The organism is Microbacterium sp. (genome assembly GCF_031178445.1).
Taxonomy (GTDB): Bacteria; Actinomycetota; Actinomycetes; order Actinomycetales; family Microbacteriaceae; genus Microbacterium.
Map to the genome: position 1 here is coordinate 103,038 of NZ_JAPSIY010000009.1, position 17,081 is coordinate 120,118.

Here is a 17,081-nt window from a genome sequence, read left to right on the forward strand (position 1 = left end):
CCGCTGTTGGTCATTCCCATCTGGTTCGAGATCACGTCCATGATCGTGCTGACGATCATCCTCATCGCAGACCTGCTGCTCATCAAGCTGCGTCCGCACATCCCATCCACGAAGGAATCCACCCTGTGGGTGGTCTTCTACGTGGCGCTCGCCATGCTCTTCGCCGTGCTGCTCGGCCTTGTCGGCGGCTGGCAGAACACCGGTGACTTCGTGACCGGCTGGGCGCTGGAGTACAGCCTCTCCATCGACAACCTGTTCGTGTTCGTGCTGATCATGGCGCAGTTCTCGGTGCCGAGGCGCCTGCAGCAGCAGGTGCTGATGGTGGGCATCATCATCGCCCTCATCCTGCGCGGTCTGTTCATCCTCATCGGCGTCGCCGTCATCGAGCACTTCTCGCCGATCTTCTACATCTTCGGCGCCTTCCTGATCTACACGGCCATCAAGCAGGCGATGCCCGAGGGCGAGCACGAGGACGAGGCCAAGCGCGAGGCGTTCATCGTGCGCGTGCTGCGTCGCCGCATCGACATCAGCGACGGCTACGACGGCGCCCGCCTGCGCACGACCGTCGACGGGAAGCGGATGTGGACGCCGATGATCATCGTGTTCATCACGATCGGCATCACCGACCTCATGTTCGCGATCGACTCGATCCCCGCGATCTTCGAGATCACCACGAACGGCTTCCTCGTCTTCACCGCGAACATCTTCGCGCTGATGGGGCTTCGACAGCTCTACTTCCTGCTCGGCGACCTGCTCGACCGCCTGCGGTATCTGCACTACGGCATCGCCGTGATCCTCGGCTTCATCGGGGTCAAGCTGATCCTGCACGCGCTGCACGTGAACGAACTGCCGTTCATCAACGGCGGCGAGCACGTGGAGTGGGTGCCCGACATCAACAACCTGGTCTCGCTCGGCGTGATCATCGCCTCCATGGCCGTCGCGACGGTCGCGAGCCTGATCGCCTCCGCTCGCGACAGGAGGAACGCGGCGGTGCTGGAGCGCTGACGCGGTCACATGGAGAGGACCACCTGCCGCAGCGGTGTAAGCTGGCCGCGTGCAGCAGGTGGTCCTTCTCCTTAGCAGCCGCGGCGAGACCTCGATCTAGGCCTCTTCTCGTCGCGGAGTCCGCTGTGGGCCGACGTCTCGAGCCAGAAGGAACCACATGACAGATCAGACGCGACCGCGCACCATCGCCGAGAAGGCCACCACGCGCACCCTGGCGGAGAAGGTCTGGGACGACCACCTCGTCGTCAAGGGGGAGAACGGCGAGCCCGATCTCATCTACATCGACCTGCACCTGGTGCACGAGGTGACCAGCCCGCAGGCGTTCGACGGGCTGCGCGCCGAAGGCCGCCCGCTGCGCCGACTCGATCTGACGATCGCCACCGAGGACCACAACACTCCCACGCTGGAGATCGACAAGCCCATCGCCGATCTGACCAGCCGCACGCAGATCGACACCCTGCGCCGCAATGCCGAGGAGTTCGGTGTGCGGCTGCACTCGCTGGGCGACGCCGAGCAGGGCATCGTGCACGTGGTCGGACCTCAGCTCGGGCTGACGATGCCCGGCATCACGGTCGTCTGCGGGGACTCGCACACCTCCACGCACGGCGCTTTCGGCGCGATGGCGTTCGGCATCGGCACCAGCGAGGTCGAGCACGTCATGGCGACCCAGACGCTGCCGCTGAAGCCGTTCAAGACCATGGCGATCAACGTCGAGGGCGAGCTGCGCCCCGGCGTCACCGCGAAGGACATCATCCTCGCCGTGATCGCCAAGATCGGCACCGGCGGCGGCCAGGGATACGTGCTCGAGTACCGCGGCAGCGCCATCCGCGCCCTCTCGATGGAGGGCCGAATGACGATCTGCAACATGTCGATCGAGGCCGGCGCGCGCGCCGGGATGGTCGCTCCCGACGAGACGACGTTCGCTTACGTGAAGGGCAAGCCGCACGCGCCGCAGGGTCAGGACTGGGAGGATGCGGTCGCCTACTGGCGCACTCTGCCCACGGACGAGGGCGCCGTGTTCGACGCCGAGGTGTTCATCGACGCGAACGAGCTCGAGCCCTTCGTCACCTGGGGCACGAACCCCGGGCAGGGCAGCTCGCTGTCGGCATCAGTTCCGGATCCCGCGTCGTTCGGCGACCCGAGCGAGCGGGTGGCCGCCGAGCGCGCCCTGCAGTACATGGACCTGACCCCAGGCACGCCGCTGAAGGACGTGAGGGTGGATGCGGTCTTCATGGGGTCGTGCACCAACAGCCGCATCGAGGATCTGCGCGCGTTCGCCTCGATCATCAAGGGCAGGAAGAAGGCCGACGGCGTGCGCGTCATGGTCGTTCCAGGATCGGCGCGTGTGCGCCTGGAGGCCGAGGCCGAGGGCATCGACAGGATCGTGGAGGACTTCGGCGCCGAGTGGCGCTTCGCCGGATGCTCCATGTGCCTCGGTATGAACCCCGACCAGCTCGCGCCGGGCGAGCGCTGCGCGTCGACCTCGAATCGCAACTTCGAGGGGCGCCAGGGCAAGGGCGGGCGCACGCACCTGGTGTCGCCGCTCGTCGCGGCCGCAACGGCGATCCGGGGAACACTGTCAAGCCCGAGCGACCTGGACGCGTATGAGATTTCAGAGGGCCCCGGCGGGGCCTCGCGGACCGTCGTGACTGCGGAAGGCGGCAACTGATGGAGAAGTTCACCACCCACACCGGAGTCGCCGCACCGCTGAAGCGGTCCAATGTCGACACCGACCAGATCATCCCCGCCGTCTTCCTGAAGCGGGTGACGAAGACCGGCTTCGACGATGCGCTCTTCCACGGCTGGCGCCAGGATCCGGAGTTCGTGCTCAATCAGGACGCGTTCCGGCAGGCATCCGTGCTCGTCGCGGGGCCTGACTTCGGTACCGGATCCAGCCGCGAGCACGCGGTCTGGGCGCTGCGCGACTACGGCTTCAAGGTGGTGCTGAGTCCGCGGTTCGCCGACATCTTCCGAGGCAACTCCGGCAAGCAGGGGCTGCTCGCCGCGACGGTGGACGAAGCCGACATCGAGAAGATCTGGGCGCTGATCGACGAGGAGCCGGGACGCGAGATCACCGTCGACCTCACGGCGCGCACCGCGACGATCGGCGACTTCCAGACCACCATCGGGATCGACGATTACACTAGGTGGCGGCTCCTCGAAGGGCTCGACGACATCGGGCTCACACTGCGCAACGAAGACAAGATCGCGCAGTTCGAGGCCCGCCGCGAGTCGTGGCGGCCACGTACGCTCCCGGTCCGCTAGGACCGAGATCGGGTGGGCCGGGGCCACAAGCCCCTGCGGCGCCTGCCGCGACTGAAGAGTGACTCGCGGCGACCGCCGCGGCTGTCCCCAAGAAGAAGAGGCCCGAATGACGACACCGCTCCGCGACGCTGCTGAACAGGCTCCGGTTCCCGCCGGCTCCGTCCTCGCGATCCGCGGAGGCAGGCCATTGCGCGGTCGTGTCGACGTGAAGGGCGCGAAGAACCTCGCCACCAAGGCGATGGTCGCCTCGCTCCTCGGCGAGACGACCAGCGTCCTTCGCGACGTACCCGAGATCAGCGATGTCGCGGTGGTCCGCTCGCTTCTCCAGGTGCACGGTGTGTCCGTCACCGAGGGCGACGAGCCGGGGTCGCTGGTGCTCGACCCGAGCGAGGTCGAGTCCGCGCACTACGAGGAGATCGATGCTCACGCAGGAGCATCGCGCATCCCGATCCTCTTCTGCGGACCGTTGCTGCACCGGCTCGGTCAGGCGTTCATCCCCGACCTCGGCGGATGCCGCATCGGCGACCGACCCATCGACTTCCACCTCGACGCCCTGCGCAAGTTCGGCGCCGTCGTCGAGAAGCAGCCCAGCGGCATCCGGCTTTCGGCGCCGAACGGGCTGAAGGGCGCGAACATCCACCTGCCGTACCCGAGTGTCGGCGCGACGGAGCAGGTGCTGCTCACCGCCGTTCGGGCGGAGGGCACGACTGAGCTGCGAAACGCCGCCATCGAGCCCGAGATCATGGACCTCATCGCGGTGCTGCAGAAGATGGGCGCGATCATCTCGTACGAGCCCAACCGCGTCATTCTCATCGAGGGTGTTCCGCAGCTGCGCGGCTACGACCACCGCTGCATCTTCGATCGCAACGAGGCCGCCTCCTGGGCGTGCGCGGCCCTCGCCACGGACGGCGAGATCTTCGTCGGCGGCGCGAAGCAGCAGGAGATGCTCACCTTCCTGAACGTGTTCCGCAAGGCCGGCGGCTGGTTCGACGTGCAGGAGGACGGGATCCTGTTCCGCCGTGAGGGCGCACTGAAGCCTGTCATCGTGGAGACGGACGTGCACCCCGGCTTCATGACGGACTGGCAGCAGCCGCTCATCGTCGCCCTCACGCAGGCGAACGGCCGCTCGATCGTGCACGAGACCGTCTATGAGAACCGCTTCGGCTTCACTCAGGCGCTCGTGAAGATGGGCGCGGACATCGTCGTGCACCCGCACGGACTGCAGAACGGACCCCGTCGCGTTCCGCGGCGCGAGCTCGAGCAGGCGGCCGTCATCACCGGTCCGACCCCGCTGCGCGCCGCGGACATCGTCGTACCGGATCTGCGCGGCGGATACAGCCATGTGATCGCCGCGCTCACCGCGACCGGCGAGTCTCAGGTGTCGGGCGTCGACATCCTCAGCCGCGGCTACGAGAAGTTCCTCGACAAGCTGCAGGCTCTGGGCGCCGACTTCGACGTCGTCCGGTGACCTGATGGCTGCTTCCGAGCGGAGCCGTCCCAGCCTCTTCTGGCCCCTGGCGGCGATCGTCATCCCGTTCGTCTCGCTGCTGGCGAAGATCCGCACCACGGGTGCGGACAAGCTGCCCCGCGAGGGGGCGTTCGTGCTCGCTCCGAACCACTACTCGGAGTTCGATCCGCTGATCGTCGCCATCGCCGTGTACCGCGCGGGGCGCCTGCCCCGGTTCATGGCGAAGGAGACCCTGTTCCGGGTGCCGGTGCTCGGCTGGGTGCTGAAGCGCACCGGCATGGTGCCGGTGGCACGTGCGTCGTCGGCATCCTCTGCGAAGCAGACCATGCAGCAGTCGCGCGAGCTCGTGCAGCGCGGACGCGGCGTCATCGTGTATCCCGAGGGCACGCTCACTCGCGACCCCGACATGTGGCCGATGCGCGGCAAGTCAGGTGCGGTGCGCCTGGCGCTGGCCGGCGACATCCCGCTGATCCCGATGGCGCAGTGGGGCACCCAGCACATCATGGGCCGCTACCAGAAGGGCATCAGCCTCTGGCCGCTGCGCAAAAAGGTGCAGGTGATGATCGGCGACCCGGTCGACCTCTCCGACCTGAGGGGCCGCGGGGGTGAGCCCGCCGTGCTCAACGAGGCCACGCGGCGGCTGATGGACGCGATCACCGCGCTGCTCGAGCAGATCCGCGACGAGAAGGCGCCTGCGGTGCGCTGGAACCCCGCGGATCACGGTCAGAAGGAGACAGGACGCCTTGACCCCTAAGCGGATGCCGACACCCACCGGCCCTCGGGTCGCCGTGATCGGCGCGGGAAGCTGGGGCACCACGTTCGGCAAGATCCTGGCCGACGGCGGCGCCCAGGTGACGATGTGGGCGCGCCGCCCCGAACTCGCGCACGAGATCGCCGAGGCCAAGCGGAATTCAAAGTACCTTCCCGGCGTCAACCTGCCCCGCAGCATCGAGGCCACCCACGAGCTGTCTCGTGCGCTGGAGGGCGCCGCGCAGATATATCTGTCGGTTCCCAGCCAGACCCTGCGTGAGAACCTCAAGGCACTGCGCCCGCTGCTCGAAGACGCGGACGCGCCGATCGTCAGTCTGATGAAGGGCGTCGAGCGTGCCAGCGGCCTGCGCATGAGCCAGGTCATCGAGCAGGAGCTGCAGTGCGACCCCGCACGCATCGCCGTGGCGTCAGGGCCCAACCTGGCGCTGGAGATCGCGCGCGAGCAGCCCACCGCCGCGGTGATCGCCTCCGGCAGTCAGGAGACCGCGGACACGGTGGCGCGCACCGCCCGCAACCGCTACTTCCGCTCGTTCGTGAACACCGACGTGATCGGCACCGAGTTCGGCGGTGTGCTGAAGAACCTCATCGCAGTGGCGATCGGAATCGTCGACGGCGTCGGCTACGGCGAGAACACGAAGGCGTCGATCATCACGCGCGGACTCGTCGAGATGACCGACTTCGCCGTGGCCAACGGTGCCAGGCCCGAGACACTGCAGGGCCTTGCCGGCCTCGGCGACCTGATCGCCACCTGCCAGTCACCGCTCAGCCGCAACAACACCGCGGGACGCCTGCTCGGCCAGGGGTACAGCTTCCAGGACGTGGTGAAGCAGATGAACCAGACCGCTGAGGGCCTCGCCTCGGTCGCGCCGATCCTGCAGCTCGCGCGCGAGGCCGAGGTCGACATGCCCATCGTGGAGCAGGTGAAGATGGTGCTGGACGGGAGCATGGATCCCCGCGACATCGCCCCGCACCTCACCACCGACGACGACACACCCCAGGAGGAGCGAACGAATCATGGACAGGCAGACGGTGGTGGTCCTCTTCGGCGGGCGTTCCAGCGAGCATTCGATCAGCTCCGCAACGGCGGGCGGAGTGCTGGCGGCGATTGACCGCGAACGCTACTCGGTGATCCCTGTGGGCATCACCCGTGACGGCGCCTTCGTGCTCGAGGAGGACGATCCCGCGAAGTTCGCCCTCGACGCCGAGCGACTCCCCGAGGTCGTCGACAACGGCACCAGGGTGCGCTGGCCGGAGCCCGCCGGCGATCGGATGCTGCGTGTCGCGGCTCCTGACGGCTCCACGGTCGATCTCGGCGAGGTCGACGCCGTGCTGCCGCTGCTGCACGGACTGCACGGAGAGGACGGCGCGATCCAGGGCTTCTTCGATGTGATCGAGCTGCCGTATGCGGGCGGCGGGATCCTCGACTCCGCCGTTTGCCTCGACAAGCACTTCACGAAGCTGGCGCTGCGCGCCGCCGGCATCGCCGTCTCGCCCGGAATCACGGTGCGCCGGTCGGAGTGGGAGACGGAGCCGGAGAAGGTTCGCCGTTCGATCGGCGAGCTCGGCTCCGTGGTGTTCGTGAAGCCGGCCAGCGCCGGCTCCAGCGTCGGCGTCTCCAGGGTCGACGACGGTGCGGGGCTCGACGAGGCGCTCGGCGTGGCATTCGCGGAGGACGACAAGGTGCTCGTCGAGTCCAGGGTCGCCGGTCGCGAGATCGAGGTCGGCGTGCTCGCGGGGCGTCACGGCGAGCGCGCCAGGGCCTCCCTACCCGGAGAGGTCGTGCTCACGTCGCGGAGCTTCTACGACTTCGAGGGAAAGTACCTCGGCGGCGACGGCGTCGACATCGTCTGCCCCGCCGAGATCGACGAGGAGCTCACCGCGCGCCTGGGGGAGACGGCGGTGCGTGCCTTCGAGGCGGTCGACGGCAGGGGACTCGCGCGCGTGGACTTCTTCGTCACTCCCGAGGGCGAGCTGATCGTAAACGAATTGAACACGATGCCGGGGTTCACCCCGATCTCGATGTTCCCCAAGTGCTGGATCGCGTCAGGCATGACTTACAGCGAGCTGATCACCGAACTCATCGAGGCGGGTTTGGAGAGCGGCCGGAACTGAGCGGCGCCAGCGGGGTTCAGTCCTGCAGGTCGTCCGACAGCTCATCCGGTGCCGTGCACGCGTGCTCGGCGGGTATCTGTCGCAGGGCCGAGACCAGCGCGGGGTTCGACAGTGCCTGGTTCGCGCTGACACGCTCCGTGTCGACGAAAACCTGGACGGCGGGGTCGCGCCCGTAGGTGGTCATCCTCATGCCAGGGGCCTGCGAGCCGTCGACGAGCCAGTCGATGCCCTCGAGCGTGATGCACTGCAGCTCGCTCGTGGGACCTGGCACGGCGACGCCGCACGCCACGATCACGGATGTCGGCTCGCCGTAGGCTCCGGTCGCCTGGGCATCCGTCCACCGTCGGTCCTGATCGGCGATCGCCTCCGGCAGGCGCACGCTGACCTCGGCGCACAGCGGGTCGTTCGCGGCGGGGGCTGGTTCGAGATGGACGGTGCCGGCGCACCCGGTGAGGGCCAGCAGCGTCAGCGCGCCGAGCATGGCGACGAGACGGCGGAGCATGATTCCAGGCTACCGTTGACGGATGGCCTCCCTTCCCGCAGACGATCCCCTCATAGGTGACATCTCGGAGGGCCGGGTGCTGCGCGCGATCCTCGCCCGTACGGAGCCGGCATCGCGAGCGATCCTCGGTCCAGGTGACGATGCGGCGGTCGTGGCGGCACCATCCGCCTCGGTCGTCGCGACGACCGACACGCTGGTGCACGGTCCCGACTTCCGGCTCGCCTGGTCGAGCGGTTACGACCTCGGCTGGAAGTCGGCCGCAGTGAACCTGGCCGATGTCGCGGCGATGGGGGCTGCGCCCACCGCGCTGCTGGTGGCTCTCGCCGTGCCGCGCGACACCAGGCTGTCGTTCGTGACCTCGATGGCCGACGGGTTCCGCGACGCATGCGCAGCGCTGGCGCCGGGATGCTCCGTCGTCGGCGGTGACCTCACCGTCTCCGAGGTGCTGATGGTGGCGGTGACCGCCCTCGGCGATCTGGGCGGTCGCGCGGCCGTCACGCGTTCGGGTGCACGACCTGGCGACGTCATCGCGCTCGCGGGGGAGCTCGGGGCTGCAGCGGCGGGGCTCGGTCTGCTGTTCGGGCGGTTCCGCGACGGCGAACGCCCTGTGCCCGTCGACAGGGCTCTGCTGGAAGGCCCGCAGCTGCGCGCGCTCGACGCACAGCTGCGTCCGGCGCCGCCCGTCGGGCTCGGCGTGATGGCGGCCGTGGCAGGGGCCACCGCGATGATGGACGTCTCGGACGGGCTCGCCCTGGACGCCGCTCGGCTGGCGGAGTCGTCGGGCGTGAGCATCCGGTTCGACGGCGCTGCGATCGATCGCGTGGCATTCGGCGGCGACCGGCGACGCGCACTGTCGGGCGGCGAGGACCACGGTCTGCTTGCGGCCTTTCCCGCTGACGTGCTGCCGCCGGGGTTCCATGCGTTGGGTGCCGTGGTCGCCAGAGAGGGCGACGGCGTCCTCGTCGACGGAGCGCCTGTCTCACACGAGGGCTGGGACCCGTATCGGGATTGGGACGGCGTCGTCGCCGGCTGAGCGCGTCAAGCTGCCGGCTCCGCCCACCACACCGCGGTGTCGCCGTAGGCCTTGTGTCGCACCGGAGCGAGACCCGCAGCGGCGAGGTCAGGCGGCGACGAACGACGGGCGCGTTCGATGACGACGACCGCCTCCGCGGTGAGCAGCGGCGCGAGAGCGACGAGGTCTCCCGTCATGGCGTCGTCGCCGATGTCGTACGGAGGGTCGGTGAACACCAGATCGTAGGGACCGGTGGCACGCCCGAGGAAGGCGCGCACCGCGCTCTGATGCACCCTGGCCGCCGAGGCGCCGCCGAGCGCCTTCGCCACCGCGGCGGCGTTGCGGCCGATGATCGCCGCTGCGGGGCGCGATCGCTCCACCAGATCCAAGGAGGCCGCTCCGCGGCTCCACGACTCGAGGCCGAGCGCGCCGCTGCCCGCATACAGGTCGAGCACGCGCGCCCCGTCGATCGCGCCCATGGACTCCAGCGCCCCGAAGACGGATTCCCGCACGCGGTCGCTCGTCGGGCGGGTGCCGGCGCCAGGCACGTCCAGGCGGATGCCCCGGGCGGCCCCGGCGATGATCCTCGTCACCCGTTCACGATACGACACCGCGCGCCTCAGGCGAGGCGGCGTCGGCGCCGATCCCTAGACTCGTTTCATGCCCTTCGAGCTCGACACACCGCTGAGCGCGGCGCTCGGCGCGGCCCCGGCCCGCACCCTGGAGCGCGCCTTCGGCATGACGATCGTGGCCGACCTTCTCGGCCATTACCCACGACGCTACGCCGACCCGGGCGAGCTGACGCCCATCCGGGACCTGCCGATCGGCGAGACCGTCACGATCGTCGCAGAAGTGCTGTCGTCGAACGTGAGGCGGATGCGCAACCGCCCGGGCGCCATGCTCGAGGTCGTCATCGGCGACGGGGTGGGCCGGATGAGCCTGACGTTCTTCGCGAAGGGTCCTGGGCAGGCCGAGTGGCGCCAGAAGGAGCTCGCCGTAGGTCGGAGAGGCGTGTTCTCGGGCAAGGTGGGCATGTTCAAGGAGACCGTGCAGTTCGCCCACCCTCAGTACGAGCTGTTCGACGACGCGGACGCCGCGCAGCGCAGGGCCGACGCACGCAAAGACGTTCCCATCCCGATCTACCCCGCGACCTCCGCGATTCAGAGCTGGCAGATTGCGAAGATGGTGACTCGCCTGCTCGACGATCTGGGGGAGGTGCCGGATCCTCTGCCGGATCCTCTTCGTATCGAGGAAGGGCTGCTCACCGCGAGGGCGGCGCTGGACGGCATCCACCGGCCCAAGTCCAAGACTGACATCGACCCAGCGGTGCGCACGCTCCGTGCGCATGAGGCGCTCACTCTGCAGGCGGCTCTGCTGCAGCAGCGCGAACAGGTGCGTGCGCTCACCGCCACGGCGCGCACGGCGGCACCGGGCGGACTGCTGGAGCGGTTCGACGCCACGCTGCCGTTCGCCCTCACGCCGGATCAGCAGGCCGTCGGCGAGGAGATCGCGGCCGACCTGGCAGCAGAGCGGCCGATGAACCGGCTGGTGCAGGGAGAGGTCGGCTCGGGGAAGACGCTCGTGGCGCTGCGTGCGATGCTTCAGGTCGCCGAGTCCGGTGGCCAGGCGGCGCTGATCGCACCCACGGAGGTGCTCGCCGGCCAGCACCTGCGCTCGATCGCCAAGATGCTCGGCCCTCAGCTCGCTCCGGAGCTGATGCCGACGCTGCTGACCGGCCAGATGTCCGCTCCCGAACGTCGCAAGGCGGCATTGCGGGTGGCATCCGGCCAGGCACTCATCGTCATCGGCACGCACGCCCTGCTGGCCGACAAGACGACCTTCGCCGACCTCGCCCTCGTCGTCGTCGACGAGCAGCACCGTTTCGGTGTGGATCAGCGCGAGGCGCTGCGCGCGAAGGGCACTGCGCCGCACGCCCTCGTGCTGACGGCCACGCCGATCCCGCGCACGGTCGCGATGACGGTCTTCGGCGACCTCGACACCTCGGTCATCCGCTCCATGCCGGTGGGGCGCGCCGGAATCCAGTCTCACGTCGCCCCGCTCGCAGAGCATCCCGGCTGGTTCCAGCGGGTATGGGAGCGCGCCGCTGAGGAGATCTCCGACGGCAGGCAGGTGTTCGCCGTGTGTGCGGCGATCGACACGACGAAGGACTCGGTCGAAGCCGGGGACGCCCCTCCGCCGGACGCCGAGGGGCGCGGCCCGCGATGGGGAGTCGTGCAACTCGACGAGGCGCTGGCAACCCACCCCCGGCTCTCGCAGGTGCGCAGGGCGGTGCTGCACGGCAAGATGCCGGCGGACCAGAAGGACGCGGTGATGCAGGCCTTCGCCCGCGGCGAGATCGACCTGCTGATCGCGACGACGGTGATCGAGGTCGGCGTGGACGTGCCGAACGCGTCGACAATGATCATCATGGATGCCGACCGCTTCGGCGTCTCGCAGCTGCATCAGCTGCGAGGGCGCGTCGGGCGAGGGCAGCACGCCGGTCTCTGCCTGCTGGTGACCGAGGCCGAACCGGGGTCGCTGGCGCGTGATCGCGTGGAGGCGGTCGCCGCGACGCTGGACGGGTTCGAGCTGGCTGAGGTCGACCTCGAGCTGCGCGGCGAGGGAGACGTGCTCGGCGCGTCCCAGTCGGGGGCGAAGTCGTCACTGCGACTGCTGAGGGTGGTGAAGGACGCCGGGCTCATCGCCCGTGCGAGGGAGCTCGCCGCTCAGATACTCGCGGACGACCCCGGACTGGAGCGGCATGCCGGTCTTCGAGCGACCATCGAACGGCGCGTGAGCGATGCGGACAGGGCCGCGCTCGGCAAGAACTGAGGGTGCTCCGCCGCGAGGTGGGAACGGTCTGCGTTCAGGCGGCACTGAGGATGCGGTGCCCTAGGCTGTGAGCATGAACAGCCGGATCGCCGTCGTCCCTGGCTCCTTCGACCCGCCGACGCTCGGGCATCTCGATGTCATCCGGCGCGCCGCGCTCCTGTACGACGAACTGCACGTCCTCGTGGTTCACAACCCCGGCAAGCAGGCCATGCTGCCCATCGCGCAGCGGATGAGCCTGCTGGAGCAGTCGATCTCCGAGGCGGGCGTCGAGGGGCACGTCATCGTCGGGTCCTGGAGCATGGGACTCCTGGTTGACTACGCCAGAGACGTCGACGCCGGTGTGCTCGTCAAGGGCATCCGTTCACAGGTCGACGTCGCCTACGAGTCCCCGATGGCGATCGTGAACCGCCATCTCGCAGACATCGAGACGGTGTTCCTGCTGCCCGACCCCGCGCACGCCATGGTGTCCAGTTCGCTGGTGCGGCAGGTCGCGGCGCTCGGCGGCGACGTCTCGCCGTTCGTGCCACCCGTGGTCGCGTCATTCCTCGACACCGGCGCGCGCGGCCTCTGACGACGCGACCGGCCCCGCCGACGCCGTGGGCCGGTAGCATGGGCGGGGTGAAATCCCGAGTGAACGGCCCCTTCGTCCTCCCCGTCCGCGACATCGTGCGCAAACCGGGCGAGATGCGCGAGCATCAGCTCGATGTCGAACTCGCTGAAAGATGGGGCGAGGGAATCGTCACCATCGAGGCGGGTGAGACCGTCGAGCTGGACGTCCGCCTGGAGTCGGTGCACGAGGGCATCCTCGCATCGGGATCAGCCTTCGCGGACTACACCGGAGTGTGTGGTCGATGCCTCACAGACATCACCGCGCCTGTCGAAGTCGAGTTCCAGGAGCTTTTCGCGTATCCTGGTGAGGAAGAAACTGACTTCGAAGTTCAAGACGACCACGTGGATCTTGAAAATCTGGTCAGGGATGCGATCGTGCTGTCGCTTCCATTTCAGCCGGTGTGTCAGCCGGACTGCCCGGGTCTCGACCCGAGTACGGGCGAGAAGCTGACCGGAAGCGCCGGAGCAGAGAGCAGTGCTCCCATCGATCCTCGATGGAGCGCGCTCCGACAGATCACAGACCAGGACGGCGCGGCAGGTAGCCGCTCCGCCGAGAAAGAAGAGAGCTAGTCATGGCTGGTAACCCCCCGAAGCGCAAGGTCTCCCGTTCGAACACCCGCTCGCGCCGCGCGCAGTGGAAGGCCGAGGCACCCGCCCTGGTGAAGACCGTCGAGAACGGCAAGGTCGTCTACAGCCGCCCGCACCAGGCGAAGGTCGTCACCGACTCGCAGGGCACCGAGCTGTTCCTCGAGTACAAGGGCCGCAAGGTCGCCGACGTCTGATCTGACGATCGTGACGGAGGTCCCCGCGGGGGAGAGGCCTCTCATTCAGAAGCTCGGCGTCGACATCGACGCCGAGCTTCTTGAACGGGCTCTGACGCACCGCTCATATGCGTACGAGCACGGCGGCATCCCGCACAATGAACGACTGGAGTTCCTCGGGGATTCCGTGCTCGGCCTGGCCGTGACCGTGATGCTGTTCACCACGCATCCCGATCTCGACGAGGGCGCGCTGGCCAAACGACGCGCCAGCGTGGTCTCGACAGTCGCGCTTGCCGAGGTCGCCCGCGGCATCGGCCTCGGCGCTCACCTGCGTCTCGGACGCGGTGAGGAGCAGACCGGTGGCCGCGACAAGGACTCGATCCTCGCCGACACCATGGAGGCCGTGTTCGGCGCGACCTACCTGTCGGCCGGTCCCGACGCAGCCACCGCGCTCGTGCTGCGCCTCACCGAGCCGCTGCTGGCCGATCCGGAGCGTTATGGCGCGGCGATGGACCCGAAGACGAGTCTGCAGGAGCTGGCCGCGCGACTGGGATCGCCGCCCCCGAGCTACTCGGTGCTGTCGGCCGGCCCCGACCACGACCGCGTCTTCACCGCAACGGTGACGGTGGGGGAGCTGGCATGCACCGGCTCGGGCACCAGCAAGAAGACCGCCGAGATGGCGGCCGCGCTGACCGCGTGGCGCAGGCTCAGCGAGCGCGCCGAGTCGGCAGGTGCCTGAACTCCCCGAAGTCGAGGTCGTCCGCTCAGGCCTCGCCCCCGCTGTCATAGGCGCACGCCTCTCCCGTGTCGACGTTCTCGACGAGCGGGCGCTCACAAGGCACCCGCTCGGCGCCGACGACTTCGTCGCCCGGCTGGAGGGCCGGCTCGTGACGGCGGCAGCCAGGCGCGGCAAGTTCCTCTGGCTTCCCCTCGAGGGCGAGGAGCAGGCGCTCACCGCGCACCTCGGCATGAGCGGACAGATGCTTCTCAGGGCGCCGGATGCTGCGGCGGAGCGACACGAGCGCATCCGCCTGCACGTCGAGCATCCGCGGCACGGACGACTCGCCGTCGTCTTCGCCGACCAGCGCACCTTCGGCTCCCTCGCCGTCGACACGCTGGTCGACACGCCTGACGCCGCCCCCGGTGGGTACGGCAGCGTCCTGGCCCGCGTGCCATCCCAGGTCGCCCACATCGCACGCGATCCGCTCGACGGTGCTTTCGACGACGCGGGCTTCGTTGCTGCCGTGCGCCGCAGGACGAGCGCGATCAAACGGATCCTGCTCGATCAGACCCTCGTCAGCGGTGTAGGCAACATCTACGCCGACGAATCGCTGTGGGCAGCGCGCATCCACCCCGAGACCCACGGACGTGCGCTGTCGGCGCAGGCGATTCGGAGGCTCCTCGACGAGGCAAGGCTGGTGCTCGAGAAGGCGCTGGCCGAGGGCGGTACGAGTTTCGACTCGCAGTACGTGAACGTCAACGGCCAGGCTGGCTACTTTGCTCACTCCCTAAACGCCTACGGGCGCACCGGCCAGCCCTGCCCGAGGTGCGGCGGTCCGATCCGGCGCGAATCGTTCATGAACCGATCCAGCCACTACTGCCCGCGCTGTCAGCGACGGCGCTGACTCTCGGAGCGACCCGCGATGTCCGACCCCTCGTGGCCGCGCCGACGGTGGAGGTCGACGTCCCTCAGACCGTGAAGGCCTTCGCCAGCAGCGGCCTCGTCGCCAGAGTGCTGAGCCACACCAGGGCGATGCCTGCGGCGAGCACGAGCCCGATGGTGAGCAGTGAGAGCGGATCGACGATCAGAGCGATCCCGATGAGCGGGAAGACGACGATCGCAGCCACGAGGGCCGACCCGAGTGCAGTGAGCAGCAGCGGAGACATGATCGCACGGCGGCGTGCGGCATCCACCGTGCGCACCGGCATGCCCAGTTGATGAAGACTGCGATGAAGCGGTCGCTGATCGAGTGCGTCCGCGGCCTGCGTCACGCCCACCGAGGCGGCCACCATGAGGAACGAGCCGATGAGGGTGATGATCAGACCGGTGCGCATGTCGACGATCAGTTCGAGATCCTGCGGCGAGGACCCCGCGCTCATCACGTTCATCGTCGAGACGCCCGTGCCTGCGAAGACGGCCATGAAGCTGGCCATCGCGATGCCGCCGACCTGACGCCAAGCGGCTTTGGGGTCGTCGAGCACCGTCCGCGAGGCCAGCAGCCGTTCCGGGGTCGATGCGCGCTTGAGCTGCACGCGCGAGCCGACCTTGAGCGCCCACGGTCCGATGAGGTTGAGCAGCGCGAGTGTGCCGCCGAAGAGCACCGCGAGCAGAACCGCCACCGACAGGGATGCCGCGAGTGAAGGCACCGCCTGTGCCAGCAGGAACGCGCCGAACAGCAGGACCGCCGCGACGACGCCTCGAATCCAGTGCACCCCGGCCGCCTGCGATCGCAGTCGCACACCCAGAGGAGAGATGATCACCCGGCGCAGGCCCAGGGTCGCGCTCACGGCGGCCAGCACCACGGTCGCCGCACACACCGCGGCGATCGCGACGGGGGAGAGCAGCACAGCCGCGGCACCGAGCGGTGCACCTCGGAACGGGATCAGTCCCACCAGCGGAACCAGCACCAGGTGCCCGACGATGCCGGCGAGCACCCCGGCGGACGCGACCAGAGTCGACTCCGCGACGGTGATGACGCCGACGCCGGCCGGTGTCACACCGAGCAGCCGAAGGGTCGACAGACGCTCGTCCCTGCGCCGTGCGGACAGCCGGGCCGCTGCGCCGGCCACCGAGGCGAGCGGCACCACGAGCAGCACGAGGGCGACGGCCGCGAGCGCCTGATAGATCATCGCTTCCGGATCGCTCCAGCGCCAGAACGACTGCGCGCCGCCCACGACGGTGAGCACGAGAGCGGTGACGATGGCGAACGCGGTCGCGGGGATGACGATGGTCGCCGTGCTTCCCGGCGCGGGCCGCAGCAGCATCCGCATCACGCCGAGGTTCACGCGCGCACCTCGTCGCTGTCTGCCGTCGTCGGGGCGAGGGCGCCGTCGCGCATCCGGAGTGTGCGAGAGCACCGCGCCGCGACCTGAGGGTCATGCGTGACGACGACGAGAGTGCGACCCTGGCCGGTGGTCGACCAGAGCAGGGCGTCCATGACCTCGGTCGAGGTCTGCGAGTCGAGGGCCCCCGTGGGCTCGTCGGCGAAGATCAGCTCTGCACCGGTCACCTGCGCCCTGGCGATCGCCACGCGCTGCGCCTGCCCACCGGACAGCTCTCCGATGCGACGGTCCTCCATCCCCGCGAGCCCGAGGGCGTGCAGCCACGAGGCCGCGTGGCTGGTCGCGCCCTGGCGCTTCATGCCGTTGATCATGAGTGAAAGGGCGACGTTCTCGATCGCGGTCAACTCCGGGATGAGCAGTCCCTGCTGGAACACGAAGCCGAATCGCTCACGACGCAGCTTCGACCTCTCCGCCTCGGACTGGCCGGTCACATCGATGCGCTCACCGGTGGCCGGAGTGAACGCGACACTGCCGGAATCCGGGTTCACGATGCCGGCGAGCACGTGCAGAAGCGTCGTTTTGCCCGAGCCGGAGGCTCCCATGATGGCCAGCGATTCGCCGCGTCGCACGCGGACGTCCACCCCGGCGAGGGCGCGGGTGGGGCCGAATGACTTGAATAGCGAATGCGCGTGCACGACGGAATCGATCATGTGACCAGCCTGGCGGCCGGGATCGGTCGGG

At 68.9% G+C, this 17,081-nt stretch carries 18 protein-coding genes; 14 read left to right on the forward strand and 4 right to left on the reverse strand.

The features are described 5' to 3' along the window. The first annotated feature begins 6 nt into the window (after nt 1-6). The 7 genes from RIN43_RS13250 (at nt 7) to RIN43_RS13280 (ending at nt 7,621) form a co-directional block, all read left to right on the forward strand. Nucleotides 7-1,005 carry a TerC/Alx family metal homeostasis membrane protein gene (locus RIN43_RS13250; protein ID WP_309129396.1) on the forward strand — a complete coding sequence of 333 codons (999 nt, stop codon included), beginning with the start codon at nt 7-9 and terminating at the stop codon, nt 1,003-1,005. Between the two features lie 157 nt (nt 1,006-1,162). Continuing rightward, nucleotides 1,163-2,674 carry a 3-isopropylmalate dehydratase large subunit gene (gene leuC / locus RIN43_RS13255; RefSeq protein ID WP_309129397.1) on the forward strand — a complete coding sequence of 504 codons (1,512 nt, stop codon included), beginning with the start codon at nt 1,163-1,165 and terminating at the stop codon, nt 2,672-2,674. Next, nucleotides 2,674-3,270 carry a 3-isopropylmalate dehydratase small subunit gene (gene leuD / locus RIN43_RS13260; protein WP_309129398.1) on the forward strand — a complete coding sequence of 199 codons (597 nt, stop codon included), beginning with the start codon at nt 2,674-2,676 and terminating at the stop codon, nt 3,268-3,270. Before leuC ends, leuD begins: the two co-directional genes overlap by 1 nt. 106 nt (nt 3,271-3,376) lie before the next feature. Further along, nucleotides 3,377-4,738 (forward strand): UDP-N-acetylglucosamine 1-carboxyvinyltransferase, encoded by a 1,362-nt coding sequence (gene murA / locus RIN43_RS13265; protein ID WP_309129399.1) that lies wholly within the window; start codon nt 3,377-3,379, stop codon nt 4,736-4,738. A gap of 4 nt (nt 4,739-4,742) precedes the next feature. After that, on the forward strand, nt 4,743-5,492 hold the full coding sequence (locus RIN43_RS13270; protein ID WP_309129400.1) for a lysophospholipid acyltransferase family protein: 750 nt from the start codon (nt 4,743-4,745) through the stop codon (nt 5,490-5,492). Between the two features lie 4 nt (nt 5,493-5,496). After that, nucleotides 5,497-6,618: an NAD(P)H-dependent glycerol-3-phosphate dehydrogenase gene (locus RIN43_RS13275; protein ID WP_309129401.1), complete on the forward strand. Its 1,122-nt coding sequence runs from the start codon at nt 5,497-5,499 to the stop codon at nt 6,616-6,618. Next, nucleotides 6,524-7,621, forward strand: a complete 1,098-nt coding sequence (locus RIN43_RS13280; RefSeq protein ID WP_309129402.1) for a D-alanine--D-alanine ligase family protein — start codon at nt 6,524-6,526, stop codon at nt 7,619-7,621. The genes RIN43_RS13275 and RIN43_RS13280 overlap by 95 nt, the downstream gene beginning before the upstream one ends. A 16-nt stretch (nt 7,622-7,637) precedes the next feature. On the opposite strand, the gene RIN43_RS13285 is transcribed toward RIN43_RS13280, so the two are convergent. Beyond that, complete coding sequence (locus tag RIN43_RS13285) at nt 7,638-8,123, reverse strand: DUF3515 family protein (RefSeq protein ID WP_309129403.1); 486 nt, start codon at nt 8,121-8,123, stop codon at nt 7,638-7,640. A gap of 22 nt (nt 8,124-8,145) precedes the next feature. Between RIN43_RS13285 and thiL the strand changes: the two genes are divergently transcribed. Beyond that, entirely contained in the window at nt 8,146-9,156 is a 1,011-nt protein-coding gene (thiL, locus tag RIN43_RS13290; protein WP_309129404.1) for a thiamine-phosphate kinase, read from the forward strand. 5 nt (nt 9,157-9,161) lie between these two features. Here thiL and rsmD read toward each other — a convergent pair whose 3' ends face one another. Continuing rightward, nucleotides 9,162-9,728, reverse strand: coding sequence for a 16S rRNA (guanine(966)-N(2))-methyltransferase RsmD (gene rsmD / locus RIN43_RS13295; RefSeq protein ID WP_309129405.1), 567 nt, complete (start codon nt 9,726-9,728; stop codon nt 9,162-9,164). A 67-nt stretch (nt 9,729-9,795) separates the two neighbouring features. On the opposite strand from rsmD, the gene RIN43_RS13300 reads away from it, so the two are divergent. The 6 genes from RIN43_RS13300 (at nt 9,796) to mutM (ending at nt 14,962) form a co-directional block, all read left to right on the forward strand. Next, complete coding sequence (locus tag RIN43_RS13300; RefSeq protein WP_309129406.1) at nt 9,796-11,967, forward strand: ATP-dependent DNA helicase RecG; 2,172 nt, start codon at nt 9,796-9,798, stop codon at nt 11,965-11,967. A 73-nt stretch (nt 11,968-12,040) separates the two neighbouring features. Next, on the forward strand, nt 12,041-12,538 hold the full coding sequence (gene coaD / locus RIN43_RS13305) for a pantetheine-phosphate adenylyltransferase (RefSeq protein WP_309129407.1): 498 nt from the start codon (nt 12,041-12,043) through the stop codon (nt 12,536-12,538). 113 nt (nt 12,539-12,651) lie between these two features. Continuing rightward, nucleotides 12,652-13,146: a DUF177 domain-containing protein gene (locus RIN43_RS13310; RefSeq protein WP_309129408.1), complete on the forward strand. Its 495-nt coding sequence runs from the start codon at nt 12,652-12,654 to the stop codon at nt 13,144-13,146. Nucleotides 13,147-13,148: 2 nt separating this feature from the next. Next, nucleotides 13,149-13,358, forward strand: coding sequence for a 50S ribosomal protein L32 (rpmF, locus tag RIN43_RS13315; RefSeq protein WP_050721097.1), 210 nt, complete (start codon nt 13,149-13,151; stop codon nt 13,356-13,358). A 10-nt stretch (nt 13,359-13,368) separates the two neighbouring features. Continuing rightward, nucleotides 13,369-14,076 carry a ribonuclease III gene (gene rnc / locus RIN43_RS13320; RefSeq protein ID WP_309129409.1) on the forward strand — a complete coding sequence of 236 codons (708 nt, stop codon included), beginning with the start codon at nt 13,369-13,371 and terminating at the stop codon, nt 14,074-14,076. Beyond that, a complete protein-coding gene (mutM, locus tag RIN43_RS13325; RefSeq protein WP_309129410.1) occupies nt 14,069-14,962 on the forward strand; it encodes a bifunctional DNA-formamidopyrimidine glycosylase/DNA-(apurinic or apyrimidinic site) lyase in 894 nt (297 codons plus the stop codon). Before rnc ends, mutM begins: the two co-directional genes overlap by 8 nt. A gap of 64 nt (nt 14,963-15,026) precedes the next feature. Here the strand turns inward: mutM and RIN43_RS13330 are convergent, their stop codons facing one another. Both RIN43_RS13330 and RIN43_RS13335 read right to left on the reverse strand, forming a co-directional pair. Then, on the reverse strand, nt 15,027-16,343 hold the full coding sequence (locus RIN43_RS13330) for a permease (RefSeq protein ID WP_309129411.1): 1,317 nt from the start codon (nt 16,341-16,343) through the stop codon (nt 15,027-15,029). Next, a complete protein-coding gene (locus RIN43_RS13335) occupies nt 16,340-17,050 on the reverse strand; it encodes an ABC transporter ATP-binding protein (RefSeq protein WP_309129412.1) in 711 nt (236 codons plus the stop codon). The genes RIN43_RS13330 and RIN43_RS13335 overlap by 4 nt, the downstream gene beginning before the upstream one ends. Nucleotides 17,051-17,081: the final 31 nt, after the last annotated feature.